This is a genomic window from Shinella sp. M27, assembly GCF_049199905.1.
In the GTDB taxonomy this organism is placed as follows: Bacteria; Pseudomonadota; Alphaproteobacteria; order Rhizobiales; family Rhizobiaceae; genus Shinella.
Genome location: NZ_JBLZPK010000034.1, coordinates 1 through 25,028, shown reverse-complemented (window position 1 = coordinate 25,028; position 25,028 = coordinate 1). Strand labels below are relative to the sequence as shown.

Genomic DNA, 25,028 nt, shown 5'->3' with positions numbered 1-25,028 from the left:
GGCCGGCGCGCCACGACCCATTGGCGCTATACGGATACGCTGACGGCGCGCTTTCCCGCCATCGCGGTGACGCCGGATGTGCTGTATGTCGATGCCGGCAGCGTGCTGACCTCGGCGGGTACGGCGGCGGGGCTCGATCTCTGCCTGCATCTCATTCGCCGGGATTTCGGCACGGAGGCGGCCAATCTCGTCGCCCGGCGCCTCGTCATGCCGGCGCACCGCGATGGCGGCCAGGCGCAGTTCATCCGCCAGGTCGTGCCGCGCACGCATGAGAGCGGCCGGCTCGGGCCACTGCTCGATCATATGCGCGAGGATCTTGGAGCCGACCACACGGTCGCCGCCCTCGCCCGCCGCGCCGGCATGAGCGACCGCACTTTCCTGCGCCGCTTCGAATCGGCCACCGGCATGACGCCGGCCCGCTGGCTGCTCGCCCAGCGCCTCGGCAAGGCGCGTGACCTGCTGGAAGAGACCAATGCGTCGGTCGAGGAGATCGCAGATCTCTCGGGCTTCGGCACGACGGGCACGCTGCGCCATCATTTCCGCCTGCATCTGTCGACGACGCCGGCCGCCTATCGCGAAGCCTTCGGGCGGCAGGCCGCAAGCCGGTCGTGAAACGCAAACGGACGGCCAGAGGCCGCCCGCACTATCTCATCCTGATATCCGGCCCCGCCTATTCCAGGAAGGTCATCGGGTTGACCGGGGTGGCGTTCTTGCGCACCTCGAAGTGAACCTTCGGACGGGTGGCGTTGCCGCTCATGCCCGATGTCGCAACCGTCTGGCCGCGCTGGATCTTCTGACCGCGCTGGACGTTCAGGCCGCCGGCATTGCCGTAGACCGTGACGGTGCCGTCATCGTGGCGCACGAGAACCGCGTTGCCGAGTTCCTTCAGGCTCGAGCCCGAATAGATGACCACGCCGTTTTCAGCGGCCTTGATCGGCGTGCCCTCGGGAACCGAAATGTCGATGCCGTCATTGCGGTTGCCATCGACATTTGCACCGTAGCCGGCAATGACCGCACCGCGCACCGGCCAGCGATACTTGCCGATGCCGGTCGATTCGGGAGCGTCATCCGTCACGTCGGACTTTTCCGTCGCTTCGGTGACCGAAACCGTCTTCACCGGCGCCTTGTAGGCTTCCGGCTTCTTCTCAGCCGTCTCGACCTTCTTTTCCTTGTTGACCGGAACCGAGGCCGTCGTCGTCTTGTCGGTGGTGACCTTCTCGGCCACGACGGCGCCGCCAGCCGGGATCACCAGCTTCTGGCCGATGCGGATGGATGCCGTATCGAGCCCGTTCGCCTTCTTCAGCGCATCGACCGAAACGCCGTTGCTGCGGGCGATCTTGGCGAGCGAATCGCCCGGCTGCACTTCGTAACCGCCCTTGCCATTGCCTTCGCCGGCATCGGCGACGTTCGAGGTCGTCTGGCCGTTCTCCGACTTCTGCTTGTCGCGGCTGGAGGTGCCGGGCAGGATGGCGACGTTCTTCTCGCCCTTCTGCTCCGGCGTCGGCAGCTTGCCATCGACCTTCAGCGTGTGATCCGTCGAAGCCTTGGCGGCACTTGCCGTCGTCGAGAAGGTCGGGATGACGATCTTCTGGCCCGGCTCGGCATCCGAGGAACGCTTCAGGCCGTTGGCGGCAAGGATTTCCTTTTCCGGCACGCCGTAGCGGTTGGCGAGCGTCTTCACGCTTTCGCCCTGGCGCAGCATGACGACGGGCGCGTTGTTCGTCGACCAGCCAGCCTTGCCCTTGACGGTCTTCGTCGTGGCATCGGCCTCGTCGACGATGGCCTTCGCCTTGCGCTGCGGCAGTTCCTGCGCCATCGCGACGTCACGCTCGGCGTCGGCACGGGCGCCGGCCGTCGGGTCGGAAAGCTCGCCGCGCTGGACAGTCATCGGCGTCGTCGCAAGACGCGTGCCGGAGCCGTTCGTCGTCGACGTATTGATCGGATCGTAGGAGACGTTGCCCTGATCCGGGAACGGCTGGTTCAGTGCTTCGTCGCGCGAACCGCCCATCGGATTGACCTGCGCCACCTGGCCGTTGCCCACCGTGCCGCGCGGAACCGGATCGCCGCCGAGAAGCGTGCGGCGCGGAACCGAATTCGTGGTGATATTGTCAGAACCGGAGCTGGAAAAGAGGCCGCCAAAACGGGAAACGTCCGAGCTGCACCCGGTCGCAACGCTGGCCAGCAGGGCGGCCGCCATCAGACGGGTCGCTGTCCTACCAAAACTCGGCGATACACTCTTACGCATGAGACTACCCAATCGGTACGCTACTTGATGTAGGCCGATTAAAGCGCGTTAGAGTTACTGCCCGGTTAAAGCCGGGCTATCCGCATCGTTTTTTTGATGAATTGATAACCATGGCGGCGCAGCGTGGCAGCCAGCCGAAGCTCAGAAGCCGGTGGCGTACATGCTGTCGGCGCGCGAGATGCGGCCGGAGACACGGGCGACGTTCTCGTAGTCGCCAGCGCTCGGCTGGAAGATCGCCGAGATCGGCGTCGCGCGGCGCTGGCTGCGGTCACCGGTGGCGGTCGCATTCTCTAGAGCGGCATCCGGCGCCGTCATGTCGAGGGCGCTTTCATTGTAGGCGATGGCGCGGAGCGCCGAGACGGCAGGTTCGCGCGTACCGGCATAGCGGCCGCTGCGCTGGTCTTCGGCCGGCATGCTGTCGAAATATTCGATATAGGCGCGGTAGTAGCCCTTGCGGTCGCCTTCCTCGAGGAAGTGGCCGTAAGCCGCATATTCGCGCTTTTCCAGCTCCGACGTGTCGAGATTGTTACGCTCGGCTTCCGTCAGCGACGGCTGACTGTAAGCCGCCTCTTCCTTGGCGACGCTGAGCACGAGCAGCGCATCGACGGACAGACCGACATGGGCGGACGGATCATAGCTGCCGCCGGCGAGATGCGCGGTCGATGCGGCCTCAGCGACTTCTTCGGCAGGCTTACCCGCAGCCTTCGTCGCGAGATAGGCGAGGCCGTCATTGGTCGAGCTGCTGGCGATCCTGTTCGAAACGTACATTGCCCTCTCCATCGGAACTTCGGAAACCACTGGAAAACCGGCGTTCTGCGTGGAATTTGTGCTTCGTTACCGGCCTACGCCCCGAAGCTTGCGCGAAGCTTACCAAAGTTAACAAATGGTTAACGCGCTGTATTTGCAGAGGGAATTCACGCGTCGCGTGTGACAGGCTGCAACGAGAGCCCCGTCTTGCCGTAGAAATACCGCAAGACTCAGCGGGCAAAGGCCCGCTAAGCCGCAAAATATTGATTTCGGAAGAGATTGCGGCGGGCTTAGAGAGCCTGCGCCATCTGGGGCACGATCGGCAGGTAGGGCACCTCGAAGAGGTCCTCACGATCGAACCGGCTGCCGGTCTTGACCAGCTTCAGCATGCGGCACTCGGTTTCACTGACCATGACGGGCGCAATGAGCATGCCGCCGGAGACGAGCTGTTCGGCGAAGAAGCGTGGCAGGGCCGGAAATGCGGCCGTGACGAGAATGCGGTCGAAGGTCCCCTCGCCCGGCATGCCGTTGCTGCCATCGGCCTGGCGCACGATGACGTTGCGGATGCCCGCCTTGTCGATGGAGGCTTGAGCGTTCGTGACGAGCGTGCGGTAGCGATCGACGGTCAGCACACGCTCGGTCATGCGGCCCATGACGGCGGCGGTGAAGCCGCTGCCGGTGCCGACTTCGAGAATGCGCTGGCCGGCCTTGAGATTCAGGAGATGCAGGATGCGCACCGAGAGGTCGATGCCCTCCATGAAGGAGCCGCAATCGAGCGGCAGCACGCGACGCGAATAGGCTTCGCCGGCAAATTGCGGCGGCACGAACAGCGTGCGAGGCGTCTGTTCGACAGCGGTCAGAAGCTCGATATTGTTGATGCCCTGCCCGCGCAGACGCAGCGCCAGAGCCGCAAAACCTTCCTTCTCGATCACCCGCCCCGTGCTCAATCCGCGTCTCCACCGTTGAGCGCGCGCTGCACGCGGTCGAGCACGGAATAATCCGTCAGGTCGAGTTTGAGCGGCGTGACAGAGATCTTGTGGTTCTTCACGGCATGAATGTCCGTGCCGGCGCGGAAATCGCCCTTCCGCTCGCCGAAGCGCAGCCAGTAATAGGGGAAGCCGCGACCATCGGCGCGTTCCTCGATCGTCAAACCGAAATCGAGCTTGCCTTGCGCCGTGACTTCGACGCCCTGTACGTCTGCCGGTGCGCAGTTCGGGAAATTGATGTTGAAGAACGTCCAGTCCGGCAGTTCCACATCCATCAGCTGGCGAATGAGTTTCGGCGCAAAGCTTTCGGCGACTTCCCACGGCACGACGCGGCCGCCGGCATGGTTGTAGGCTTGGCTCAGCGCCATGGACTTGATGCCTTGCAGCGTGCCCTCGATGGCGCCGGCGACCGTACCCGAATAGGTCACATCATCAGCCATGTTGGCGCCGACATTCACGCCGGACAGAACGAGGTCCGGCTTCCTGTCCAGAACTTCGCGCACGCCCATGATGACGCAGTCCGTCGGCGTGCCGCGCAGGGCGAAACGCTTTTCGTCGATCTTGCGCAGACGCAGCGGCTCCGAAAGGGTCAGCGAATGCGCAAGGCCACTCTGGTCCGTCTCCGGGGCCACGATCCAGACGTCATCGGTGAGTTCGCGGGCAATCCGCTCCAGGGCCGCGAGGCCTTCGGCGTGGATACCATCGTCATTGGTCAGCAGAATGCGCATCCGGTGCTCCGCCTCAGGCGGCCTTCTCGATCTTCGTCAGGCCGCCCATGTAAGGCAGCAGGACCTCCGGCACGGTGACCGAGCCGTCGGCGTTGAGGTAGTTTTCCAAAACGGCGATCAGCGCGCGGCCGACGGCGGTGCCCGAGCCGTTCAGCGTGTGCACGAACTTCGTCGCCTTGTCGTCCTTGCCACGATAGCGCGCATTCATGCGGCGGCCCTGGAAATCGCCGCAGACCGAGCAGGACGAGATTTCGCGGAACGTATCCTGTCCCGGCAGCCAGACTTCAAGATCATAGGTCTTGCGGGCGCCAAAGCCCATGTCGCCGGTGCAGAGCGTCATGACGCGGTAATGCAGGCCGAGACGCTTGAGGATTTCCTCCGCGCAGGCCGTCATGCGCTCGTGTTCGTCGACAGCGCTTTCGGCATCGGTGATCGAGACGAGTTCGCATTTCATGAACTGGTGCTGGCGCAGCATGCCGCGCGTGTCGCGGCCCGAGGAGCCGGCCTCGGAACGGAAGCACGGCGTCAGCGCGGTGAAGCGCAGCGGCAGCTTTTCCTGTTCGAGAATGTCTTCGCGCACGAGATTGGTGAGCGAGACTTCAGCCGTCGGGATCAGCCAGCGGCCGTCCGTGGTGCGGAACAGGTCTTCGGAAAATTTCGGAAGCTGGCCGGTGCCGAACATGGCATCGTCACGCACCAGCAGCGGCGCATGCACTTCCGTATAGCCATGTTCCCCGGTGTGTACATCCAGCATGAACTGGCCGAGAGCGCGCTCGAGACGCGCAAGCTGGCCCTTCAGCACGGTGAAACGCGAACCGGCGATCTTGGCGGCAGCTTCGAAATCCATGTAGCCAAGCGCTTCGCCGATTTCGTAATGCTCCAGCGGCTTGTGGTTCCAGCCGGGCTTGCTGCCCCATTTGTGCTTTTCCACATTGCCGGTCTCGTCCGAGCCGACCGGCACGTCGTCAAACGGGATGTTCGGCAGGCGCGACAGGGCGTCGTTGAGCTCGGCCGTGACCTGGCGCTCTTCCTCCTCGGCGGCCGGGAGTTGGTCCTTGATGGCCGAAACCTCGGCCTTCAGCCTGTCGGCAAGCTCGCCGTTCTTGGCGGCCATTGCCGCGCCGATCTCCTTGGAGGCGGCATTGCGGCGCGACTGCATGTCCTGCGCCTTCTGGATGACGCTGCGGCGCTTCTCGTCGAGTTCGATCAGGGACTGTGCAAGGGGGCTCGCGCCGCGTTTTGCCAGAGCGGCATCGAGAGCGGCAGCGTTGTCGCGGATCCATTTGATATCAAGCATTGTCGTTCCAGGCGTTGCGTGGATGGAGCCCATCCCGCCCGGCAGCGACCCGCCGGCGAAGCCTCAGTCGGCTTCGGCCTGCGTTGCAGCGACCTCGTTTTCCGCATCCTGCGCGTTCGAGACGCTCGCCCGCTGCCGTTCGATGAGTCGGGCCGTATAGATGGAAATCTCGTAGAGAAGGATGGCCGGCAGTGCAAGGCCGATCTGGGAAACCGGATCGGGCGGCGTCAAAACGGCAGCCACCACGAAGGAGATGACGATGGCGTATTTGCGCTTTTCCTTCAGCGTCTGCGACGTGATGAAACCGGCGCGTACCAGCAGCGACGAGATCACCGGAAGCTGGAACACCAGGCCGAAGGCAAAGATCAGCGACATGATGAGGCTGAGATATTCGGACACTTTCGGCAGAAGCTGGATCGACACCTGGCCTTCACCGCCGCCCTGCTCCATGGCGAGAAAGAACCACATGACCATGGGCGTGAAGAAGAAATAGACCAGCGCGGCGCCGATCAGAAACAGGATGGGCGAAGCGACCAGGAACGGCAGGAACGCGGCGCGCTCGTTCTTGTAAAGACCGGGCGCGACGAATTTGTAGACCTGCTGGGCGATGACCGGAAAAGCGATGACGAAGGCGCCGAACATGGCGACCTTGATCTGCGTGAAGAAGAACTCCTGCGGCGCCGTATAGATCAGCTCGACATTGCGGTGCGTCAGCCCCGCCCATTCCACCGCCCATTTGAAGGGCAGGACGAGCAAGTTGAAAAGCTGCTTGGCGAAATAGAAGCAGACCAGGAAGGCGATGAAAAACGCACCGACGGCCCAGAGCAGACGGCGGCGCAGTTCGATCAGATGCTCGATGAGCGGCTGTGGCTTGTCGTCAATATCGCCGCTCATGCCTCGCCCTTCTTGGTCTTCGTAGTCTTGGTTTTTGCCGTCAAGGATTTGGCCGGAGCCGCCTTCTTGGCAGCCGGTGCTTTGGCGGTAGCTTTCTTCGGCTCGGCCTCAGCCTTTACGGCCGCCTTGCGCGGCTTTGCCACCTTGGCACTGTCGTCAACTGCCTTCTTCTTCGCCGTCTTGCTCACCGGACCGGTTTTGAGGGGAACGGCGGCGACGGGTTCGGCGGAAGCGGGCTTCGCCCCCTCGGACGGAACGGCGAGGGGCGCGCTGGGCACGCTCTCGGCCGGATTGGCCGAAGACGTGGGCGTGGTGACGGAGCTGGTCGCCTTGTGCAGGTCGGCCTTCAGATCGTCGCCCACCTGACGCAGCGGGTTCACCGCATCCCGGATGGTGTTGAGCGGATTGAGCTTCTGCGCTTCACCGATAGTCTTGCGCAGATCGTCGAGATCGGCCTCGCGCAGCGCCTCGTCGAACTGCTGGCGGAAATCGCCCGCCATGCCGCGCATCTTGGAGACCATGCGGCCGAACGTCCTGAGCATCTGCGGCAGGTCCTTCGGACCCACCACAATGATCAGCACGATGGCGATGACGAGTATCTCGGTCCAGCCGACATCAAGCATAGAAAACTGTCCTCATAGGCCGTAACCAGCGGTCCACGGCCGGATGCCGGTCACTTGACCTCGTCGGCCTTGTGATCGACCGTCTTCGCCTGGTCGGCGGCAGCGGCCTCCTCGTCGGACATGCCCTTCTTGAAGTTCTTGATACCCTTGGCAACGTCGCCCATCAGTTCCGGGATTTTGCCGCGGCCGAACAGCAGCAGCACAACCACCAGAACGATCAGCCAATGCCAGATGCTGAAAGAACCCATTTTCCTAACTCCCTTACGAACCCTTACCCCGATGTAAGACGTTCAGCTGTTTTTTTCAAACACTAGAATATCCCGCTGGTTAGCCGAAAGCGTGACGTCACGCAATCCGGCGGCCAGCTGGTCTGCCCGCACACGGGCCCGGATAGGCCGGTCCGTGCCCGGTATGGCGAGGTTCAGCAGCTCCACGACGCCGAGAAACCGCCGCGACAATATGCGCGCCGGAATTTCGCCGCCCGTCTCCAGAACCCGAATCCCGGAGAGGCGCACGGCGACATGCACCTTCTGCCCATCCCGGAAGCGGCTGCCATCCACATTGCCGAGCGGCGTTTCCACGATGCCGCCGCGCACATGTCCCGGAAATTCGTTGATCTCAGAGAAAAACGCCGCGGCAAAGATATCCTTCGGGTGAAGGTAAAGCTCCTCCGCCGTGCCGACCTGCACGAGACACCCGTCCTTGAGAAGCGCGATCCGATCGCCCATGCGCATCGCCTCTTCGGCATCATGCGTGACGACGATGGCGCTGGCGCGGGACTGGCGCAAAATCGACAGCGTATCGGCGCGGATGGAATCCTTCAGGCGCGAGTCGAGACCGGAAAACGGCTCGTCCATCAACAACACGGAGGGGCGCGGCGCGAGCGCACGGGCCAGCGCCACGCGCTGCTGCTCACCGCCCGACAGCATGTGCGGAAACTTTTGGGCATAATGCGAAAGGCCGACGCGCTCCAGCGCGATCTCGGCCTCGGCTTCCGCTTCGGCGCGCGGCAGTGCCGTTAAGCCAAAGCGCACATTGTCGAGCACCGACATATGCGGAAAGAGCGCGAAATCCTGGAACATCAGGCCGACGCCGCGCCGCTCCGGCGGCAGAAAGGTGCTTGGGCCTGCGATCTCGCGGTCGTTGAGAAGGACGCGACCCGCCGTCTGCACTTCGATGCCGGCGGCGATGCGCAGCAGCGTCGTCTTGCCGGAGCCGGAGGGGCCGAGCAGGCAGAGCACTTCGCCGGGCTCGGCCGTCAGCGAGATGCCACGGATCGTCTGCTTGTTCTGGTAGCTATGGTGGATGTCTTCGAAGGCAAGGCGCGCGGCGAAGGTTACCGCCGATGCCCGTCTCGTCTCGATATCGCTGGAGCCCGAGGGGTCCGAAGCCATTGCCAAAATCTTTCCCTGTCACCGTTCGGGCCGGCTACAGTCCTGCCCGAACAAGCGCTTCTTATTCTGCTTACCGCAGGAGCGCATCCCGCTGTTTGTTTTCCCGCAACATCCCGCGCAAGGCGCTTCAGAAACCGCGGTGCCAGCCCATAAGCGTCGCCTATTCGTCTTCTTTCCCGCCCGGTGTCAAGAGACCGAGTTCTTCCAGGTCGAGCTGGGTAATCGGATCCTCGTCCTCTGCCAGTTCGTCCTCGCCGAGCGGCAGAGGTACCTGAAAATTGGAGGGAATGCGGCCGGAAAGAAGACCGGCGCCCTTCAATTCTTCGAGACCGGGCAAGTCGCGCAGTTCCTCCAGGCCGAAATGGTCAAGGAAGTCGCGTGTCGTGCCGAAGGTGACGGGGCGGCCGGGCGTGCGGCGGCGGCCGCGAAACCGCACCCAACCCGCTTCCATCAGCACGTCGAGCGTACCTCTGGAGGTCTGCACGCCTCTGATGTCCTCGATCTCGGCGCGGGTGACCGGCTGGTGGTAAGCGATGATCGACAGCACCTCGAGGGCGGCGCGCGACAATTTGCGCACCTCCGTCTCGTCGGTGCGGATGACAAAGGACAGGTCCGGCGCCGTGCGGAAAGCCCAGCCGTCATCGACTTGCACGAGATTGACGCCGCGCCCGGCATACAGGCCCTTCAGCTCGCGCATGACATGCAGCACGTCGACGCCGCGCGGCAGGCGATCGGCGATGTAGCTCTGCGACACCGGCCCGGCGGAAGCAAAGACCAGCGCCTCGGCGATGCGCGCGGCCTCATGCAGCCGGCGCGGATCGACGATCGTGCCGCCCTCCCCATCGTCGTTCCCATCAGCCATTATCGGCGTTCCCCTCGTCGTTGCCATCGGGCTTTGGGCCGCGGCGCAGATAGATCGGTTGGAACACGCCGTCCTGACGAAGCTCCAGGCGCCCTTCCCGCACGAGTTCCAGCGTTGCCGCAAACGCGCTGGCGATCGCCGTCGTGCGCTCGGTCGGATCGGTCAGGTAGCGCAGCATGAAATGGTCGAGCGACGTCCAGTCGTCATCCGCAAAGCCGCCGACGAGCAGCGACAGGATTTCGCGCGCATCGGACAGCGACCAGACCGTGCGCTTCTCGATCGTCACCTGGGTGATCGCATGGCGCTGGCGCAGCGACGCATAGGCGTTGAGCAGGTCGTAGAGCGAGGCTTCGAAAGCGGAGCGCCGTTCGGTTGGAATATGCTCCGGCATGCCGCGGGCAAAGACATCGCGGCCGAGGCGGTTGCGGTTGACGAGGCGCGTCGCGGCATCGCGCATCGCTTCCAGCCGCTTGAGGCGGAAGGCCAGGCTTGCCGCCATTTCCTCGCCCGAGGGGCCATCGTCCTTGGCTTGTTTGGGGATAAGAAGACGCGATTTGAGATAGGCCAGCCACGCCGCCATGACGAGATAGTCGGCGGCGAGTTCGATGCGGATCTTTCGCACCTTGTCAATGAAGGCGAGATACTGCTCGGCGAGCGCCAGAACAGAAATGCGGGTGAGGTCCACCTTCTGCGTGCGGGCGAGATGCAGCAGGAGATCGAGCGGCCCTTCGAAGCCGGCGAGATCGACGACGAGGCTTTCTTCCGAAAGCCCCCGCTCCTCGCCGGCATCCTGCCACAGATCATCCATCGGCGCTCCCGCGCCGCGGCCGTTCTTCTGTGACTTGCCTGTCGGTCCCTGCACGCTACTCCTTTGCAGCGCCTTCAGGACACCGCGATCATGGCATTGAACTCTTCGCGCAGCGCCTGTTCGTCCGCCCCGTCGGGCGTCGTGAAGGCTGCACGCACCGCCTTCGCTCGCCGCAGGCTTTCACCCGCCAGCGGCGGCGCATTCTCGGTCACCATGATCATTTCGTCCATGATGCCATGGCAATGCAACACCATGTCGAGGCCGGCGGCGATGATTCCCCGAGTTCTTTCGGCAATATCGCCCTTGAGCGCATTCATCGACACGTCGTCGGACATCAGCAGGCCATCGAAGCCCATATGGCCGCGGATGATCTCGCGCACCACCTTGGCCGAGGTCGTCGCCGGATTGTCCGCGTCGATCGCGGTGAAGACGATATGGGCGGACATCCCCATCAGCTCGTCCTTCATGCGGCGGAAGGGCACGAAGTCGCAGGCTTCGAGCTCTGCGCGGCTGGCATGCACCACCGGCAGGTCGTGATGGGAATCGACCATGGTGCGGCCGTGGCCCGGCATGTGTTTCATGATCGGCAGCAGGCCGCCGGCCTTCAGGCCCTCGGCCGCCGCCTTGCCCATCGCCGAGACGATTTCCGGCTCCTGACCGTAGGCGCGGTTGCCGATGACGTCGTGCACGCCGGGCACGGCGACATCCAGCACCGGCAGGCAATCGACATTGATGCCGAGACGGTAGAGATCGAACGCGTGCAGGCGCGACATCAGCCAGGCGGCGCGCAAGCCCTTTTCCGCATCCGCGCGGTAGATGGCGCCGAGTGCGGCGGCATTCGGATATTGCTGGACATGCGGCGGCTTGATGCGCTGGACGCGGCCGCCTTCCTGATCGATCAGCACGGGAATATCGCTGCCGCCGCCGATGCAGTCCCGCATTTCCGCCGTCAGATGCGCGACCTGGGCGGGATCGCCGATATTGCGGCCGAACAGGATGAAGCCCCAGGGCCGCTCGCTGCGGAAGAAGGCCTTTTCGTCGTCGGTGAGGCTCAGGCCCTTGCAGCCCGAAATGAAGGATTTCGATTCGCTCATGTCGGCAATCTCAGCGGTTTGGCGTTGGATGGGCAAAAAGAAAGGCGCGGAACTCGTCCCGCGCCTTCCAAAAATCTGGTCTTAACCTCAGCGCGTGACCAGGCAGCTGCCGCCGGCGCCCTTATAGCGGCTGCACAGAGCGTTTGCTTCTTCACGCGAGCCGGCCGGGATGCGAATGCGGAAGAACGTGCCCTTGTTGGGGATTTCCGCCTTCTTGATATCCACGCCGCGGCCGCCGATGACGCTGCCGAACTTCGACGACAGGTTCTTGTAGGTCTTCTGCGCATCCGCTTCCGAGGGTACCGAGGCGATCTGGATGACGTAGCTGCCGGGCGCGACGGCCGCGACCTGGGTCTGTTCCGCAGTCTGCTGGGTCTGCGTCGCCGATGCGGTTTCCGTGCCGGAAACATTGCCGTTTTCCGTGACGGTGCCGACAACGGTGACGGGCTGGTCGACCGGACGGGTGACCGGAACCGGCGCCTTGCCGTCAGTCGAAGTGCCCTCGGTCGTGGTGCCGGCCGTCGCACCGATCGTCGTCGTCTTGACGGTGCGCACAGGTGCGGTGTCGTCGACTTCAGCGGTCGCCACTTCGGCGAGCGCCGAGCGCGGCTGGCCGTCCGTCGCATTCTGCTCGGCGCGCAGCGAGGCGTCGGCGTCGAGGGTGGCATTGGCGGTCGCGGAGGCCTCACCCGACGTGGCGGCCGTCGTTGCCGTCGCCTTGGCATCGAGGCCGGCGGTTTCGCTCGAAGGCTCGCTCACGATGTCTTCGCGGGCGACGAGCGTGCCGTCGGGCTTGACGATCATCGTCTTGACCTTGCGCGGCGAGACGAGCGGCTTGCCGTCGGCGGTCGCCGTTTCCGGCTCGTCGACACCCGGCAGCAGGCGGTTGCTGTCGTCTTCGGCCGTGGCGGGCGTATCGACGCCGTCATCCGGCAGGGCTTCCGGCGTGAGCGTGCGCTGCACGACATCGACAGGCTCTTCCGTCGAGGTGACGAGCTGTTCCTGCTGCGGCGTGCTGGCATTGTCGCCGGCAACGCGGTCGTAGACTGCCTTGTCCTGGTTGGGCACGGTCTTGCCGCCCTTTTCGGCGGGCACGACCTTGACCGGATCCTTGTCGGCGAGAATGACGCGCGGTTCGCCCGAGCCGGCCGCGCCACCACCGGTGAAAGCGCTCCAGGCATAGACGCCACCGCCGCCAATCAACAGCAGACCGGCGATCGACGCGGCGATCAGCAGACCGCGACGCGGGCGCGACTGCTCGTCATCATAGCCGTCGCCGCTGTAGAGCTGGGTCGCCTGGCCCGGATCGACCGGGATCGCCATGCGCTCGGGCTGGCTGAGCGAGCGGCGGAAATCCTCTTCCAGCGCGCGCTCGAAATCGTCGACATCGTTCATCTGCGCGACCGGCTGGGCGGCAGCGGCAACCGCACCGGCAGCGACACCGGCCTGCAGGCTTTCGCGGCGCGTCGGCTTGGCAGCAGGCTCGGTGAAGAGCTGGGCCATCTCGGCATCGATGTCGAATTCGTAATCCGGCTGGACGACCGGCGGCTTTTCCTTCTCGATGACCGGCAGCTGCGGCACGTCGAGTTCGGTGACCGGAGACACTCCCTCGTCGGTATCGGCGATCATCGTCGGATCGAACGGCAGCGAGCCATCCGCCATCTCGGCGACGACGGGCTGCGGGACCGCAGTATAGGTGGAGACCGGCACGGCAACGGCGGGCTCGCGACGGACCGGCGTCTGGACCTCGACGGGCTTTGCGACAGCAGCCTTCACTTCGACCGGCTTCGCGTCGACGGGCTTGACCACAGCGGGCTTCGCTTCAACCTTTGCCGGAACATCATCCAGCACGATATCAGACAGGTCGAGCTCGATATCCGAAAGATCGAACTCCATCGATTCGAAGTCGACTTCCGGCTCGGCAACAGCAGCCGGACGGGCTTCGACAACGGGGCGGATTTCTGCGACCGGTGCAGGCTCGACCTTCTCGACCGGCTTCTGGACGACCGGCGTCGCGATCGCGGACATAACCGGATCACGCTGCTGGTTCACCGTCGGCGTCGCGCGACGGCCGAAGATCGAGGCGATGTTGGCAGGATTGCGCGATTCGCCCGTGAAAGGCGTACGCGCCTCCGGAACCGGGAAACGCTCCACGTCGGCCAGCAGGGCGTCGCGATCATCGATAACAGTTTCGACGGATTCGACGCGATAGTCCGGCGCCGCATCGAAGACAGGCTCTTGCGCCTGCCATTGGCTTTCCACTTCAGCAGCGACACGGGCACGCTCTTCACGGCTGTCGAAGGTGAGATCGGCAACGAAATGCGGCTCGTCCTTGGCATAGGAAGTCTCGGCCTGGAACGGCTCCGCCTCCGCTTCCGCCGAAATCAGCTCCTGGAAGGTCGGCTCGGCATTGCTCTCGACGGTCTCGACGACAACAGGCTGCGGCTCGACAAACGTCGCCTCGGCGACGGGGTGCAGGTCGGCAACGAGATCGTCGGCAAAGCCGTCGCCGATCGAAAGTTCCAGCTCGCGCTCCAGATCCACACTCAGATCGTCCATGCGGACGTCATCCGCGGGCATCGGCTGGAAGCCGAGGAATTCCGGCTGGCGCGCCTCGGACGCGGACCGGCTGACAGGCATTACATCCGCAACCGGTTCCTGACGAACCGGCGTCTCGAAGCGCGGCTCGAAGCGGTCGGCGAATTGACGGCCGGTATGAACCACCGGCTCGGCCTCGATGGCGGGCACTTCGTTGACGGCGGCTTCCAGCTCATCGGCGAGCAGAAGCGACGAGTCGGCCTCGAAAACCGGCTCCGCTTCTACGGGCTGTTCGAAGACGGTTTCGGCGAAGGACGGCTCGCGATGCGCGGCAACCGGCGTTGCGTTGTGGCGCACCGGCGCTTCATCGATGATGGCGGCACGGTCTTCCACAACCGGCACAGCCTCTTCGAAGACAGGCTCGACAGGACGGGCGGCAGGCTTTTCCGCAGCGCGGCTCGGCGCATCATACTGCTCGAAAGCGCGCATGAGCTCATCCTCAAGGGCCAGGACGGGATTTTCCCGTCTTGGCACACTATCGAGAGGCTCCGAGGAGGACTTGACATGGGTCTGTGCCACATCCTTGACCGGACGCGGCTCATAGCCGACGAGACGGGCAAGCTCGCTCAGCGGATCATCGTCCGCCAAGAGATCCGTGTCCGCGGTTCCGCTTCGCGCGAAGTTCTTGTCTGCCATACTGCTTCCCACTCAAAAGCTACAAAGTCGCGTTTGCCAGCTTATTGTGGGCAAATGGTGACGTTATCGCATCTCGTCCGGTGCTGCCGTGCCTGTAATGGCAAGGGCGGACTTCAAAACAGAGGCAACAGCGTGCACCAGCCCAAGTCTGGCGATACTCAATTCTCTATTTTTATCGTTAACAAACCGTAATTCCGTTTGTTCTTTGCCTTTATTCCAATGCGCATGGAACGCGCTGGCAAGATCATAGAGATAAAAAGCGATGCGATGCGGCTCCTGCGCCAGTGACGCCGCCTCGATGACACGCGGATATTCTGCAAGCTTGGCGAGAAGCTGAAGCTCGCTCGGATCGGCGATATTGCCCTTGATCGCACCGGCGAGATCGAGCGCGCCGATGTCGAGCCCCGGGAAGGCCTCGGCCGCCTGGCGGAACACCGACATGCAGCGCGCATGGGCATACTGCACGTAGAAGACCGGGTTGTCCTTGGACTGCTCTGTCACCTTGGCGAAGTCGAAGTCGAGCGGTTCGCTGTTCTTGCGATAGAGCATCATGAAGCGCACCGGATCGCGGCCGACTTCATCGACGACATCCCGCAGCGTGACGAAGTCGCCGGAGCGCTTCGACATCTTTACCGGCTCGCCGTCTCGATAGAGCTTCACCAGCTGGCACAGCAGCACCGTCAGCTTGGCCTTGCCTTCCGACACGGCGCGCGCGACCGCTTCCAGGCGCTTGACGTAACCGCCGTGGTCGGCGCCGAGCACATAGATCATCTCGTCGAAGCCGCGGTCGTACTTGTCCTTGAAATAGGCGACGTCGGCCGCGAAATAGGTGTAGGAGCCATCCGATTTGATCAGCGGGCGGTCGATATCGTCACCCACTTCCGTGGAGCGGAACAGCGTCTGCTCGCGGTCTTCCCAGTCTTCCGGCAACTGGCCCTTCGGCGGCGGCAGAACACCCTTATAGACATGGCCCTTGAAGGTCAGGTCGTTGATGGCGGTGCGGATCGGCGCGCCATTGCTGGCATGCAGCGAACGCTCGGAGAAGAACACGTCGTGCTTGACGTTGAGGGCGGCCAGATCCTCGCGGATCATCGCCATCATCATCTCGATCGTCTTTTCCTTGACGATCGGCATCCACTGCGCTTCCGACATGGCGCGCAGGGTCGTGCCGTGTTCGGCAGCCAGCACTTCGCCGACCGGGACGAGATAGTCACCCGGATAGAGGCCCGACGGGATTTCGCCGATCACCTCGCCGAGCGCCTCGCGGTAGCGCAGGAAGGCGGACTTCGCCAGCACGTCGATCTGCGAGCCGGCGTCGTTGATGTAATATTCCTTCGTCACCGCATAGCCGGCAAAGGCCAGCAGGTTGGCGAGCGCATCGCCGACGACGGCGCCGCGGCAATGGCCGACATGCATCGGGCCGGTCGGATTGGCGGAGACATATTCGACATTGACCTTGCGGCCGGCGCCGAGCGAGCCGCGACCGTAATCGGTGCCTTCGGAAACGATGGCGGCCAGCAGCTTCTGCCAATAGGGCACGGACAGGCGCACATTGATGAAGCCCGGGCCCGCGACGCTGACATCGGCGACTTCGGGATCGTTCTTCAGTTCGGCGACGATGAGATCGGCAAGCGCGCGTGGATTGAGGCCGAGCGGCTTGGCCAGCACCATGGCCGCATTGGTCGCGACGTCGCCATGGCTGGCATCACGCGGCGGTTCGACGCTGATACGACTGAAATCAACATCGGCGCGCTTCTCGCGCACGATCTCAAGTCCTTCGAGTACGTTTTTGATTCTGCTATCGAAGTCTGTAAAAAGGTTCATCTCATCCATCCGCTCGCGGCGGCCATTTATGGCCATTCCTGCGAAGAAGTTCGGTTCGGCGGGTGACTATCGCAAATCCGGAGTATGGTCAAACAGCCGTCGGTGCGTGTCGACCGCGTAGTTGTCGGTCATTCCGGCGAGATAATCGCCGACATGGCGGGCCCGCGCCGATTCCGGCATGCTGGCGATGCGGTCCACCCAATAGTGCCCCTGCATGAGCTGCGGGTCGTCCATATAGACATGATAGAGGTCCGTCAGGATCTCGGCCGCATTGGCGCGCACGCGCATCACGTCGGGATGGCGGTAGATGCGCGAGAACAGCAGCTTCTTGATCTGCTTGTCCGTCACCGACATCGCCTCGGTGAAGGTCGCGAGGCAGCGATGCGCCTTGCGCACGTCCTGCGCGCTCTCCGGCCGCTCCTCGCGGATGGCCGCCTGCGCGTAGCCGATGACGTCCTCGACCATGCGGGTGATCTGGCGTCGCATGATTTCGTGCGTGAAGCGCGGCGCTTCCAGGCCCGGGTACTTGTCGGAGACTTCCTTCATCAGCCCGGCGAGGAACGGCACCTCCTCCAGCATCTCGAAGGTGAGGTAGCCGGAGCGCAGCCCGTCGTCGATGTCATGGGTGTTATAGGCGATATCATCGGCAATTGCCGCGACCTGCGCCTCCATGCTGGCGAAGCTGCCAAGTTCCAGATCGTGCATAGCGCAATATTCGAGGATCGGCCGCGGCACGTCCTCGCCATGGGTGCATTCGCCGGTCGGGCCGATCAGCGGGCCGTTGTGCTTGACGAGCCCTTCCAGGCTTTCCCATGTCAGGTTCAGCCCGTCGAACTCCGCATAACGCCGCTCCAGCTTGGTGACGATGCGCAGCGACTGGGCATTGTGGTCGAAGCCGCCGAAGGGTTTCAGCACCGCGTCCAGCGCGTCCTCCCCGGTATGGCCGAAGGGCGTGTGGCCGAAATCGTGCACCAGCGCCACGCCCTCGGCGAGGTCTTCGTCGAGTTTCAGGGCGCGCGCCAGCGCGCGGGCGATCTGCGCGACCTCGATCGTATGCGTCAGGCGCGTGCGATAATGGTCTCCGTCGGCAGCGATGAAGACCTGCGTCTTGTGCTTGAGGCGCCGGAAGGCGGTGGTGTGCACGATGCGGTCGCGGTCGCGCTGGAAGTCCGAGCGGGTGGGACTATCGCTCTCGGCATGAAGCCGTCCGCGCGTCGCCCAGGGGTCGGACGCATAGATCGCCCGTTGCCCGGCGCCGAACCCAAGCGCATGTCTGTCAAACGTCATTCGTCACCTGCCGTCACGCCGCCCATTGACGCGGCCTCAATGCCTTCATACCTATAGTGTGCACAGCGGCAAGTCCGGCTGCAAGCAAAGCTTGAAAAACAAATCTTTTCAGAGATTTGTCTGAATGGCTTACAGCAGCGGGATGCATGACGGCCCGGCCGTCGCCGTCTTCCAAGAAAGCGATTCTCTCCGGATCTTGACCCCGGCAGGAGGCAGACATGACCGACAAGTCCGTTACCATCTCCGATGCCGCCGCCCGGCGCATCGCATCGATCCTGGGCTCGGCCCCCGAAAAGCAGGCGCTGCGCGTCTCCGTCGAAGGTGGCGGCTGTTCCGGCTTTTCCTATAAATTCGACCTCGTCGAGGACCAGCAGGACGACGACATGGTGCTCGAAAAGGACAATGCCAAGGTGCTGATCGACCAGCTCTCGCTCGTCTATATGGACGGGTCGGAGATCGATTTCATCGACAACCTTCTTGGCCAGTCCTTCCAGATCAGGAACCCGAACGCCGTCGCCAGCTGTGGCTGCGGCACCAGCTTCTCGATCTAAGCAATCTTTTCCGCAATTCCGGACGCAAAACCGCTACACATTTTTGCTGGAATTGCTCTGATCTCACAGGAACCCCGCATGCCGATCAAGATTGCCACCTGGAACATCAACGGCGTGCGGGCGCGCATCGACAATCTCGTCGCGTGGCTGAAGGAATCGAACCCCGATATCGTCGGCCTGCAGGAAATCAAGACGGTCGACGAGGGCTTTCCGCGCGCCGAGATCGAGGCGCTCGGCTTTCATATCGAGACGCATGGCCAGAAGGGTTTCAATGGCGTCGCGCTGCTCTCCAAGATCCGCCCCGATGAAGTGAACCGCGGCCTGCCCGGTGGCGAGGGCGACGAACAGTCCCGCTTCATCGAGGGCGTATTTTCCGTCGAGGGTGGCGCGATCCGCTTCTGCTGCCTTTACCTGCCGAACGGCAATCCGCCTGAAGATCCGGTCAAGTATCCCTACAAGCTCTCCTGGATGGATCGTCTCGTCGCCTTTACCGAGGACCGGCTGGCGCTCGAGGAACCGCTGATCCTAGCCGGCGACTACAATGTCATTCCCGAGCCGCACGACTGCTGGGACGTGAAAGTCTGGGAACGCGACGCGCTCTACCTGCCGCCGACCCGCCAGGCTTTCCGCCGGCTGGAAAATCTTGGCCTCACCGATGCCGTGCGCGCCTCATCCGATGCAACACCGCTCTATACGTTCTGGGATTACCAGGCCGGGGCCTGGCCGAAAAACAACGGTATCCGCATCGACCACCTGATGCTGTCGGCCGAAGCGTCCGACCGACTCGTCTCGACGGATGTCGAAAAGCACGTGCGCAACTGGGAAAAGCCGTCCGACCACGTTCCGGTCGTGGCCGTGCTCGACTACGCGCTGTCGACGGCAGCGTAGCCTCGGGGCGACCAAGCGCCCTGCCCTGATTTCAAGAGATTTATTCGCCCGAATTGAAGCGGATGTTCTGTGCGAGCGCCACGCCCTTGCGGCGGTCCTCTTCGCTCGCCACCGAGAAAGCTTCCTCCTGCGTCGCCTGCAACCAGCCACAATCCTTCGGCGGGCAATGGTCAAGAGCGGCGGTCATGAAGGCAAGGCCGCGGGCCGTATCGCCTTCCTGGAAGATGATGTTGCCGAAAAGGCCCAGCGCACCGGCATGGCCGTTGTTACGGGCGCGGTTCAGCCATTTCTTGGCCTGGTGCACGCTGACGGAGCCGCCCTCGCCGGAAAGCATCATGCGGCCGAGCTGGAACTGCGCCTCGGGAATGCCGAAGGCGGACGCGGCCTGGAAATAGAGCTGGCGGGCTTGGGCAAGGTCGATCTTGACGGGGCTGTCGGAAATGCCGCGGCGGTAGTAGCCGGCAAGCGCGATCAGCGCATTGGCGAAGTAGCCGGTGTCTTCCGAGCCCGGCTCCACGCCGGCCTGGGCGATCTCGCTGTAGATCTTGAAGGCTTCGAGATCGTTTTCCGGCACGCCGTCGCCGTCGGCATACATGTTGGCGAGCGCCCAGCGCGATCCGGTATGGCCCTTTTCCGCCGCATAGCGATAGGCCTCGACGGCATCGCCCTTGCGGCCCTCCTTGTAGGAGAAGAAGCCGAACTTGAAGAGGTCGAAGGGACCGCTTTCCCGGCTGACGCCGGATTGCGTGTCAAATGCGAAAGCCTGGGACGCCAACCCGGAGGAAAGCGAAAGACACAGGCCCATTACCAATAGTTTCATCGGCATCAACTCGGACTTCGGCATCGACTCTACAATTCCGCGCCTGGCTTTCCGGCATAGGCCAAACCGGGAAGGCACGGGGTCCGTGCGGGTTTCCGGCAGCAATGACATCGGCTGGCTCATCGTTTCCTTAAGCGCGGTTCCACGCGTTTCATGTCCGTATCGCTGCGCCCCGTTTGTGGCGGGAAATGGACATTTGGTCGCTTGCCTAGGGGTGTAGCAAACTCTGGAAAAAAATGTGTTGCGATTCCGTCACATATTTTCACGCTTCGCTGTGGCTTCCCCAGAAGGCGGGCTGCAATTCAACGAAGTGTTAACCAAGAAAAAAGGCCCGGCGATGACGCCGGGCCTTTTTCCGATGCTTCTGGTCCGCCGATCAGAACGAGATCTTGTAGGAGCCGGAGACGGCGTAGGACCAATCGCCGCCCGCCGTCGCGTCGTAGCTTGCGCCCTTGGAAGCGGACTGGCTGCCCGAGGTCAGGTAGCTGACGCCGCCGCCGAAACGAAGATCGCCGGGGCCGAGCTTGGCCTGGATACCGGCGCCGAGGGTCCAGGTATCGGTGTTGATATCGGCACCCGTGCCCACACCGCTATCCCAGGTCAGGTTGACCGTGCCGGTCAGCTTTTCCGTGAAGACATGAGCGACGCCCGCCTGAACGGTCCAGCCGTCCTTCCAGTTATAGGCATCACGGAAATCCGTGCCGCCGATATTGTAGTTCAGCGCGTCGAGAACGCTCCAGTCCGTCCACTTGACCGAGCCGTAGACCAGCCAGCCCTCGGCGACACCCGTCTGGGCCGAAAGCTTCAGCGACTGCGGAAGCGTGCCGTAGCCGGTCGCCGGAAGAAAGATGGAGCCAAGGTCCATGACATCATAGGAGCCTTCGTCCGCTTCATGCTTGATCTTGGAGCGGTACATCAAGGAGACGCGCAGCGCGTATTCCGTGATTTCGTAAGCCGCACCCAAACGATAGCCGATGGCCGAGTCGTCTTCGAGGCGAAGTGTGCCGTGGCGGGTCGATCCCGGCAGGATCGTGTCGAGTTCGTTGACCGCCGTGTAGGAGAAATCCTGCATGAAGATACCGCCGAGAAGGTGCAGCTTGCCCTTGCCCGCATCGAACTTCACGTCGCAGGTCGCGCCGTATTCGTTGGTCTTGAAACCCTTTTCGCCGTAGGGATTGTTGCCGTTGGCGATGGCCGCCATCCGGGCGTCCATGCCATAGTTGGCCTGCGCGCCGAAGGGCTGGGTGTAGGTCAGGGCGCAGGCGAAGTTTTCGCTGACGCCGATCTTGGCCGCAATGCTCGGGATCCAATATCCCTCTGTATAGACGCCGTCGTTGTTGGCGACGCCACCGGTCGTCTCGAATTCACGACGCGGAGAAACATAGGTCGCCCCTGCCCGAAACGCGTAGTCGTCGGCGTCGAACAGAATATCCGTGTCCGCTTCACCGCGCGCGAAGCCGCCCGCCTGGGCAACGCTCGCAAAGGCTGCCAATGCCGCTACGGTGAGAACACCGTTCTTGAAGATCGAGCTGATCATTCATAATCCCCCAATGTCATATGCAGCCTCTCCACCGCATGTTCGACATGGACTATCGAAGACGCACGCCGCCTTGGCAAACCCCAGTTCTTGCCTGTGATTTCCGATGTGCGACTACAAAATTACGTAAGATTTTTCTGAAGCCCCTCAGCAAACACGCTGAACGGAACGAAATTCCAAAATGACAAACATCAATCCGTGTACCGGAGAATAACTTTCCACATTCGCGACATCATGTCACATTTCGACCACAATGAAAATTTTGCAGCCACCATACGAATAATAAGCCGCGCCGGGGGTACCGGCGCGACTTTGCAGTGGTTTTCGCACGCAATACGTGGAATCAGCCGGCTTCGCTGACCCGTGTCAGTGCTACGGCGAGGCTAGCGAGCTGTTGCTCCAGCTCCCCGAAGCGCTCGCGTTCGGCTTCCACAACTTCGGGCTTGGCATTGGCAACGAACTTTTCGTTCGAGAGCTTGCCCTGGATGCGGCCGGCTTCGGCCTTGGCCTTTTCGATCGCCTTTTCGAGGCGGGCCTTTTCGGCGCCGAGATCGATCAGGTTGCCGAGTGGCAGGCAGGCCGTGGCCTCGCCGACGACGATCTGCGCCGCGCCCTTGGGGGCCGCATTCTCCAGGCCGATCTCGGAAACGCGCGCCAGGCGGCGGATCGCGCTGTCATGCGTTGCAAGCCGCTTCTGGGTCAGTGCATTGGCACCGACGACGATGAGCGGTGCGGTGGCGCTCGGCGGTACGTTCATCTCGGCGCGGACCGAGCGGATGCCGGATACGAGGTCGATCAGCCAGTTGATCTCGTCGGCCGCGGCGTCGTCACCGTAAGCGGGTGCCGGCCATTCGGCGTGGCAGATCAGGCTGTCGCGGCTCTTGCCCTCGCCCGCCGTATGCGCCCACAGCTCCTCCGTCATGAAGGGCATGAACGGGTGGAGGAGCTTGTAGGTCTCTTCCAGAACATAAGCGGCGCAAGCCTGCGATTCCGCCTTGGCTGCCTCGTCCTCGCCGGCGAAGACCGGCTTCAGAAGCTCCAGATACCAGTCGCAGAACTGGTTCCAGATGAAGCGATAGAGCGTGCCGGCCGCATCGTTGAAGCGGTATGTCTCGATCGCCTCGGTGACGTCGCGCGCGGTGCGTGCGAGTTCCGTCAGGATCCAGCGGTTGATCGTCAGCGATGCCGCTTCCGGCACGAACTTCGGATCGGAGGCGACGCCGTTCATCTCAGCGAAGCGCGTGGCGTTCCACAGCTTGGTACCGAAGTTGCGATAGCCGGCGATGCGGGCCGGATCGAGCTTCACGTCGCGGCCCTGCGCGGCCATGACGGCCAGCGTGAAGCGCAGTGCGTCCGCGCCGTATTCGTCGATCAGCTCGAGCGGGTCGATGACGTTGCCCTTGGACTTCGACATCTTCTGCCCGTTCTTGTCACGCACGAGCGCGTGGACATAGACGGTGTGGAACGGCTCGACCGGGTTGCCGAGTTCATCCTTCATGAAGTGCAAGCCCATCATCATCATGCGGGCGACCCAGAAGAAGATGATGTCGAAGCCGGTGACGAGCACGTCGGTCTGGTAGTATTTCGCTAGTTCCGGCGTCTTTTCCGGCCAGCCAAGCGTCGAGAACGGCCAGAGCGCGGAGGAGAACCACGTGTCGAGTACGTCCTCGTCACGCGTCAGGATTTCACCCGGCGCAAAATTCTCCAGCTTCTCCTCGACCCAGGCCTTCCACGGACCTTCATGCGCGATGTAATGCTGAATGGCGGCGTGCAGCGCCTCCTCCTCGGTCTTTTCGACGAAGACCTGGCCATCCGGACCGTACCAGGCCGGGATCTGGTGCCCCCACCAGAGCTGGCGCGAGATGCACCAGGGCTCGATGTTTTCCATCCATTCGAAGTAGGTCTTTTCCCAGTTCTTCGGAACGAAGTTGGTGCGGCCTTCGCGAACGGAAGCGATGGCGGGCTTGGCAAGCGTCTTGGCGTCGGCGAACCACTGGTCGGTCAGCATCGGCTCGATGACGACGCCGGAGCGGTCGCCGAAGGGCTGCATGACCTTCTTGTTCTCGACATACGGAATGTCGTTGCCTTCGGCGTCCTTGACGGTGACGGCAAGGCCTTCGGCATTGATGGCATCGATGATGCGCTTGCGGGCCTCGTAGCGGTCGAGGCCGCGATATTCATCGGGAACGAGGTTGATGTCGTCGACTTCGGCCTCACCGGGAACATGGCCGGACTTGGCGATCTCGAGCGCCTGCGCGGCATAGACCGCATAGGGCTCGCCATCGGCGCGCATGGCGGCCTGCGTGTCCATCAGACGGTAGAGCGGGATATTGTTGCGCTTGGCGACCTGGTAGTCGTTGAAGTCGTGCGCGCCGGTGATCTTGACCGCCCCCGAGCCGAAATCCTTCTCCGGATATTCGTCGGTGATGATCGGGATCAGGCGGCGGTGTTCTTTCGGGCCGACCGGGATTTCGCAAAGCTTGCCGACGATCGGCGCATAACGCTCGTCCGTCGGATGAACGGCAACCGCGCCGTCGCCCAGCATCGTTTCCGGACGCGTGGTGGCGATCGAGATATAGTCGCGCTCTTCCTGGAAGGTGACGTTGCCGTCAGCGTCCTTCTCGACATAGGTATAGGTGGCACCGTCGGCGAGCGGGTACTTGAAGTGCCACATATGGCCGTCGACTTCCTTATTCTCGACTTCGAGATCGGAAATCGCCGTTTCAAATTTCGGGTCCCAGTTGACGAGACGCTTGCCGCGGTAAATCAGGCCCTCCTTGTAGAGGGAGACGAAGACTTCGAGCACGGCTTCCGACAGCCCCTCGTCCATGGTGAAGCGTTCGCGCGACCAGTCGCAGGACGCGCCGAGGCGCTTCAGCTGGTTGAAGATCAGGCCGCCCGATTCGGCCTTCCACTCCCAGACCTTTTCGATGAAGGCCTCGCGGCCCATCTCGCGGCGGCCCGGCAGCTTTTCGGCGGCGAGCTTGCGCTCGACGACCATCTGGGTCGCGATGCCGGCATGGTCCATGCCCGGCTGCCACAGCACGTCCTTGCCGCGCATGCGCTCGAAGCGGACCATGATGTCCTGCAGCGTGTTGTTGAGCGCATGGCCCATATGCAGCGAGCCCGTGACGTTCGGCGGCGGGATCACGATGGTGAAGGTCTCGGCGCCGGGCTTTGCGCCCTCGCCGGCGCGGAAGGCATCCGCC

At 63.1% G+C, this 25,028-nt stretch carries 21 protein-coding genes; 3 read left to right on the top strand and 18 right to left on the bottom strand.

The features are described 5' to 3' along the window. Positions 1-612, top strand: a 612-nt coding sequence (locus ACOZK4_RS14075; RefSeq protein ID WP_421592425.1) for a helix-turn-helix domain-containing protein, incomplete at its 5' end; no start/stop codon positions are given. A 58-nt stretch (positions 613-670) separates the two neighbouring features. Here the strand turns inward: ACOZK4_RS14075 and ACOZK4_RS14070 are convergent. The 15 genes from ACOZK4_RS14070 to ACOZK4_RS14000 form a co-directional block, all read right to left on the bottom strand. Continuing rightward, positions 671-2,245: a peptidoglycan DD-metalloendopeptidase family protein gene (locus ACOZK4_RS14070; RefSeq protein WP_421592424.1), complete on the bottom strand. Its 1,575-nt coding sequence runs from the start codon at positions 2,243-2,245 to the stop codon at positions 671-673. Positions 2,246-2,386: 141 nt separating this feature from the next. After that, positions 2,387-3,013 carry a hypothetical protein gene (locus ACOZK4_RS14065; RefSeq protein WP_421592423.1) on the bottom strand — a complete coding sequence of 209 codons (627 nt, stop codon included), beginning with the start codon at positions 3,011-3,013 and terminating at the stop codon, positions 2,387-2,389. 269 nt (positions 3,014-3,282) lie between these two features. Next, positions 3,283-3,939: a protein-L-isoaspartate(D-aspartate) O-methyltransferase gene (locus tag ACOZK4_RS14060; RefSeq protein ID WP_298103691.1), complete on the bottom strand. Its 657-nt coding sequence runs from the start codon at positions 3,937-3,939 to the stop codon at positions 3,283-3,285. Further along, complete coding sequence (gene surE / locus ACOZK4_RS14055; RefSeq protein WP_421592422.1) at positions 3,936-4,706, bottom strand: 5'/3'-nucleotidase SurE; 771 nt, start codon at positions 4,704-4,706, stop codon at positions 3,936-3,938. The genes ACOZK4_RS14060 and surE overlap by 4 nt, the downstream gene beginning before the upstream one ends. A 13-nt stretch (positions 4,707-4,719) precedes the next feature. Then, positions 4,720-6,003, bottom strand: coding sequence for a serine--tRNA ligase (gene serS, locus ACOZK4_RS14050; protein WP_421592421.1), 1,284 nt, complete (start codon positions 6,001-6,003; stop codon positions 4,720-4,722). 63 nt (positions 6,004-6,066) lie between these two features. Beyond that, entirely contained in the window at positions 6,067-6,897 is an 831-nt protein-coding gene (gene tatC, locus ACOZK4_RS14045) for a twin-arginine translocase subunit TatC (RefSeq protein WP_421592420.1), read from the bottom strand. Then, positions 6,894-7,520, bottom strand: a complete 627-nt coding sequence (tatB, locus tag ACOZK4_RS14040; RefSeq protein WP_421592419.1) for a Sec-independent protein translocase protein TatB — start codon at positions 7,518-7,520, stop codon at positions 6,894-6,896. The genes tatC and tatB overlap by 4 nt, the downstream gene beginning before the upstream one ends. A gap of 50 nt (positions 7,521-7,570) precedes the next feature. Further along, positions 7,571-7,768: a twin-arginine translocase TatA/TatE family subunit gene (locus ACOZK4_RS14035; RefSeq protein WP_117371012.1), complete on the bottom strand. Its 198-nt coding sequence runs from the start codon at positions 7,766-7,768 to the stop codon at positions 7,571-7,573. A gap of 42 nt (positions 7,769-7,810) precedes the next feature. Continuing rightward, positions 7,811-8,914: an ABC transporter ATP-binding protein gene (locus ACOZK4_RS14030; RefSeq protein WP_421592418.1), complete on the bottom strand. Its 1,104-nt coding sequence runs from the start codon at positions 8,912-8,914 to the stop codon at positions 7,811-7,813. Between the two features lie 160 nt (positions 8,915-9,074). Further along, positions 9,075-9,776, bottom strand: coding sequence for an SMC-Scp complex subunit ScpB (gene scpB, locus ACOZK4_RS14025; RefSeq protein ID WP_421592417.1), 702 nt, complete (start codon positions 9,774-9,776; stop codon positions 9,075-9,077). Continuing rightward, the gene (locus ACOZK4_RS14020) at positions 9,769-10,584 is read right to left on the bottom strand and encodes a segregation and condensation protein A (RefSeq protein ID WP_421592416.1); all 816 of its coding nucleotides are present in this window, start codon (positions 10,582-10,584) and stop codon (positions 9,769-9,771) included. Before ACOZK4_RS14020 ends, scpB begins: the two co-directional genes overlap by 8 nt. Positions 10,585-10,658: 74 nt before the next feature. Continuing rightward, positions 10,659-11,678, bottom strand: a complete 1,020-nt coding sequence (gene nagZ / locus ACOZK4_RS14015) for a beta-N-acetylhexosaminidase (RefSeq protein ID WP_421592415.1) — start codon at positions 11,676-11,678, stop codon at positions 10,659-10,661. An 87-nt stretch (positions 11,679-11,765) separates the two neighbouring features. Then, positions 11,766-14,912: an SPOR domain-containing protein gene (locus tag ACOZK4_RS14010; RefSeq protein WP_421592414.1), complete on the bottom strand. Its 3,147-nt coding sequence runs from the start codon at positions 14,910-14,912 to the stop codon at positions 11,766-11,768. Between the two features lie 63 nt (positions 14,913-14,975). Next, positions 14,976-16,736: an arginine--tRNA ligase gene (argS, locus tag ACOZK4_RS14005; protein WP_421592413.1), complete on the bottom strand. Its 1,761-nt coding sequence runs from the start codon at positions 16,734-16,736 to the stop codon at positions 14,976-14,978. A gap of 66 nt (positions 16,737-16,802) precedes the next feature. After that, positions 16,803-18,023, bottom strand: coding sequence for a deoxyguanosinetriphosphate triphosphohydrolase (locus ACOZK4_RS14000; protein ID WP_421592412.1), 1,221 nt, complete (start codon positions 18,021-18,023; stop codon positions 16,803-16,805). Positions 18,024-18,241: 218 nt separating this feature from the next. Between ACOZK4_RS14000 and erpA the strand changes: the two genes are divergently transcribed. Together erpA and xth are read left to right on the top strand one after the other, a co-directional pair. After that, positions 18,242-18,574 carry an iron-sulfur cluster insertion protein ErpA gene (erpA, locus tag ACOZK4_RS13995; RefSeq protein ID WP_421592411.1) on the top strand — a complete coding sequence of 111 codons (333 nt, stop codon included), beginning with the start codon at positions 18,242-18,244 and terminating at the stop codon, positions 18,572-18,574. An 84-nt stretch (positions 18,575-18,658) separates the two neighbouring features. After that, positions 18,659-19,462, top strand: a complete 804-nt coding sequence (xth, locus tag ACOZK4_RS13990; protein ID WP_421592548.1) for an exodeoxyribonuclease III — start codon at positions 18,659-18,661, stop codon at positions 19,460-19,462. Positions 19,463-19,502: 40 nt separating this feature from the next. Here xth and exoR read toward each other — a convergent pair whose 3' ends face one another. The 3 genes from exoR to ACOZK4_RS13975 all read right to left on the bottom strand — a co-directional run. Then, entirely contained in the window at positions 19,503-20,306 is an 804-nt protein-coding gene (gene exoR, locus ACOZK4_RS13985; protein WP_421592410.1) for an exopolysaccharide production regulator ExoR, read from the bottom strand. A gap of 352 nt (positions 20,307-20,658) precedes the next feature. Further along, the gene (locus ACOZK4_RS13980; RefSeq protein WP_421592409.1) at positions 20,659-21,819 is read right to left on the bottom strand and encodes an OmpP1/FadL family transporter; all 1,161 of its coding nucleotides are present in this window, start codon (positions 21,817-21,819) and stop codon (positions 20,659-20,661) included. Positions 21,820-22,162: 343 nt separating this feature from the next. Further along, positions 22,163-25,028 (bottom strand): valine--tRNA ligase (locus ACOZK4_RS13975; protein ID WP_421592408.1); only part of this gene is annotated, 2,866 nt, incomplete at its 5' end.

What these genes read in the sequence shown, in the direction of transcription:
- ACOZK4_RS14070 (WP_421592424.1), bottom strand. Translation starts at nt 2,245, where the DNA reads ATGCGTAAGAGTGTATCGCCGAGTTTTGGTAGGACAGCGACCCGTCTG.
- ACOZK4_RS14065 (WP_421592423.1), bottom strand. Translation starts at nt 3,013, where the DNA reads ATGTACGTTTCGAACAGGATCGCCAGCAGCTCGACCAATGACGGCCTC.
- surE (WP_421592422.1), bottom strand. Translation starts at nt 4,706, where the DNA reads ATGCGCATTCTGCTGACCAATGACGATGGTATCCACGCCGAAGGCCTC.
- serS (WP_421592421.1), bottom strand. Translation starts at nt 6,003, where the DNA reads ATGCTTGATATCAAATGGATCCGCGACAACGCTGCCGCTCTCGATGCC.
- tatC (WP_421592420.1), bottom strand. Translation starts at nt 6,897, where the DNA reads ATGAGCGGCGATATTGACGACAAGCCACAGCCGCTCATCGAGCATCTG.
- tatB (WP_421592419.1), bottom strand. Translation starts at nt 7,520, where the DNA reads ATGCTTGATGTCGGCTGGACCGAGATACTCGTCATCGCCATCGTGCTG.
- ACOZK4_RS14035 (WP_117371012.1), bottom strand. Translation starts at nt 7,768, where the DNA reads ATGGGTTCTTTCAGCATCTGGCATTGGCTGATCGTTCTGGTGGTTGTG.
- ACOZK4_RS14030 (WP_421592418.1), bottom strand. Translation starts at nt 8,914, where the DNA reads ATGGCTTCGGACCCCTCGGGCTCCAGCGATATCGAGACGAGACGGGCA.
- scpB (WP_421592417.1), bottom strand. Translation starts at nt 9,776, where the DNA reads ATGGCTGATGGGAACGACGATGGGGAGGGCGGCACGATCGTCGATCCG.
- ACOZK4_RS14020 (WP_421592416.1), bottom strand. Translation starts at nt 10,584, where the DNA reads ATGGATGATCTGTGGCAGGATGCCGGCGAGGAGCGGGGGCTTTCGGAA.
- nagZ (WP_421592415.1), bottom strand. Translation starts at nt 11,678, where the DNA reads ATGAGCGAATCGAAATCCTTCATTTCGGGCTGCAAGGGCCTGAGCCTC.
- ACOZK4_RS14010 (WP_421592414.1), bottom strand. Translation starts at nt 14,912, where the DNA reads ATGGCAGACAAGAACTTCGCGCGAAGCGGAACCGCGGACACGGATCTC.
- argS (WP_421592413.1), bottom strand. Translation starts at nt 16,736, where the DNA reads ATGAACCTTTTTACAGACTTCGATAGCAGAATCAAAAACGTACTCGAA.
- ACOZK4_RS14000 (WP_421592412.1), bottom strand. Translation starts at nt 18,023, where the DNA reads ATGACGTTTGACAGACATGCGCTTGGGTTCGGCGCCGGGCAACGGGCG.
- erpA (WP_421592411.1), top strand. Translation starts at nt 18,242, where the DNA reads ATGACCGACAAGTCCGTTACCATCTCCGATGCCGCCGCCCGGCGCATC.
- exoR (WP_421592410.1), bottom strand. Translation starts at nt 20,306, where the DNA reads ATGCCGAAGTCCGAGTTGATGCCGATGAAACTATTGGTAATGGGCCTG.
- ACOZK4_RS13980 (WP_421592409.1), bottom strand. Translation starts at nt 21,819, where the DNA reads ATGATCAGCTCGATCTTCAAGAACGGTGTTCTCACCGTAGCGGCATTG.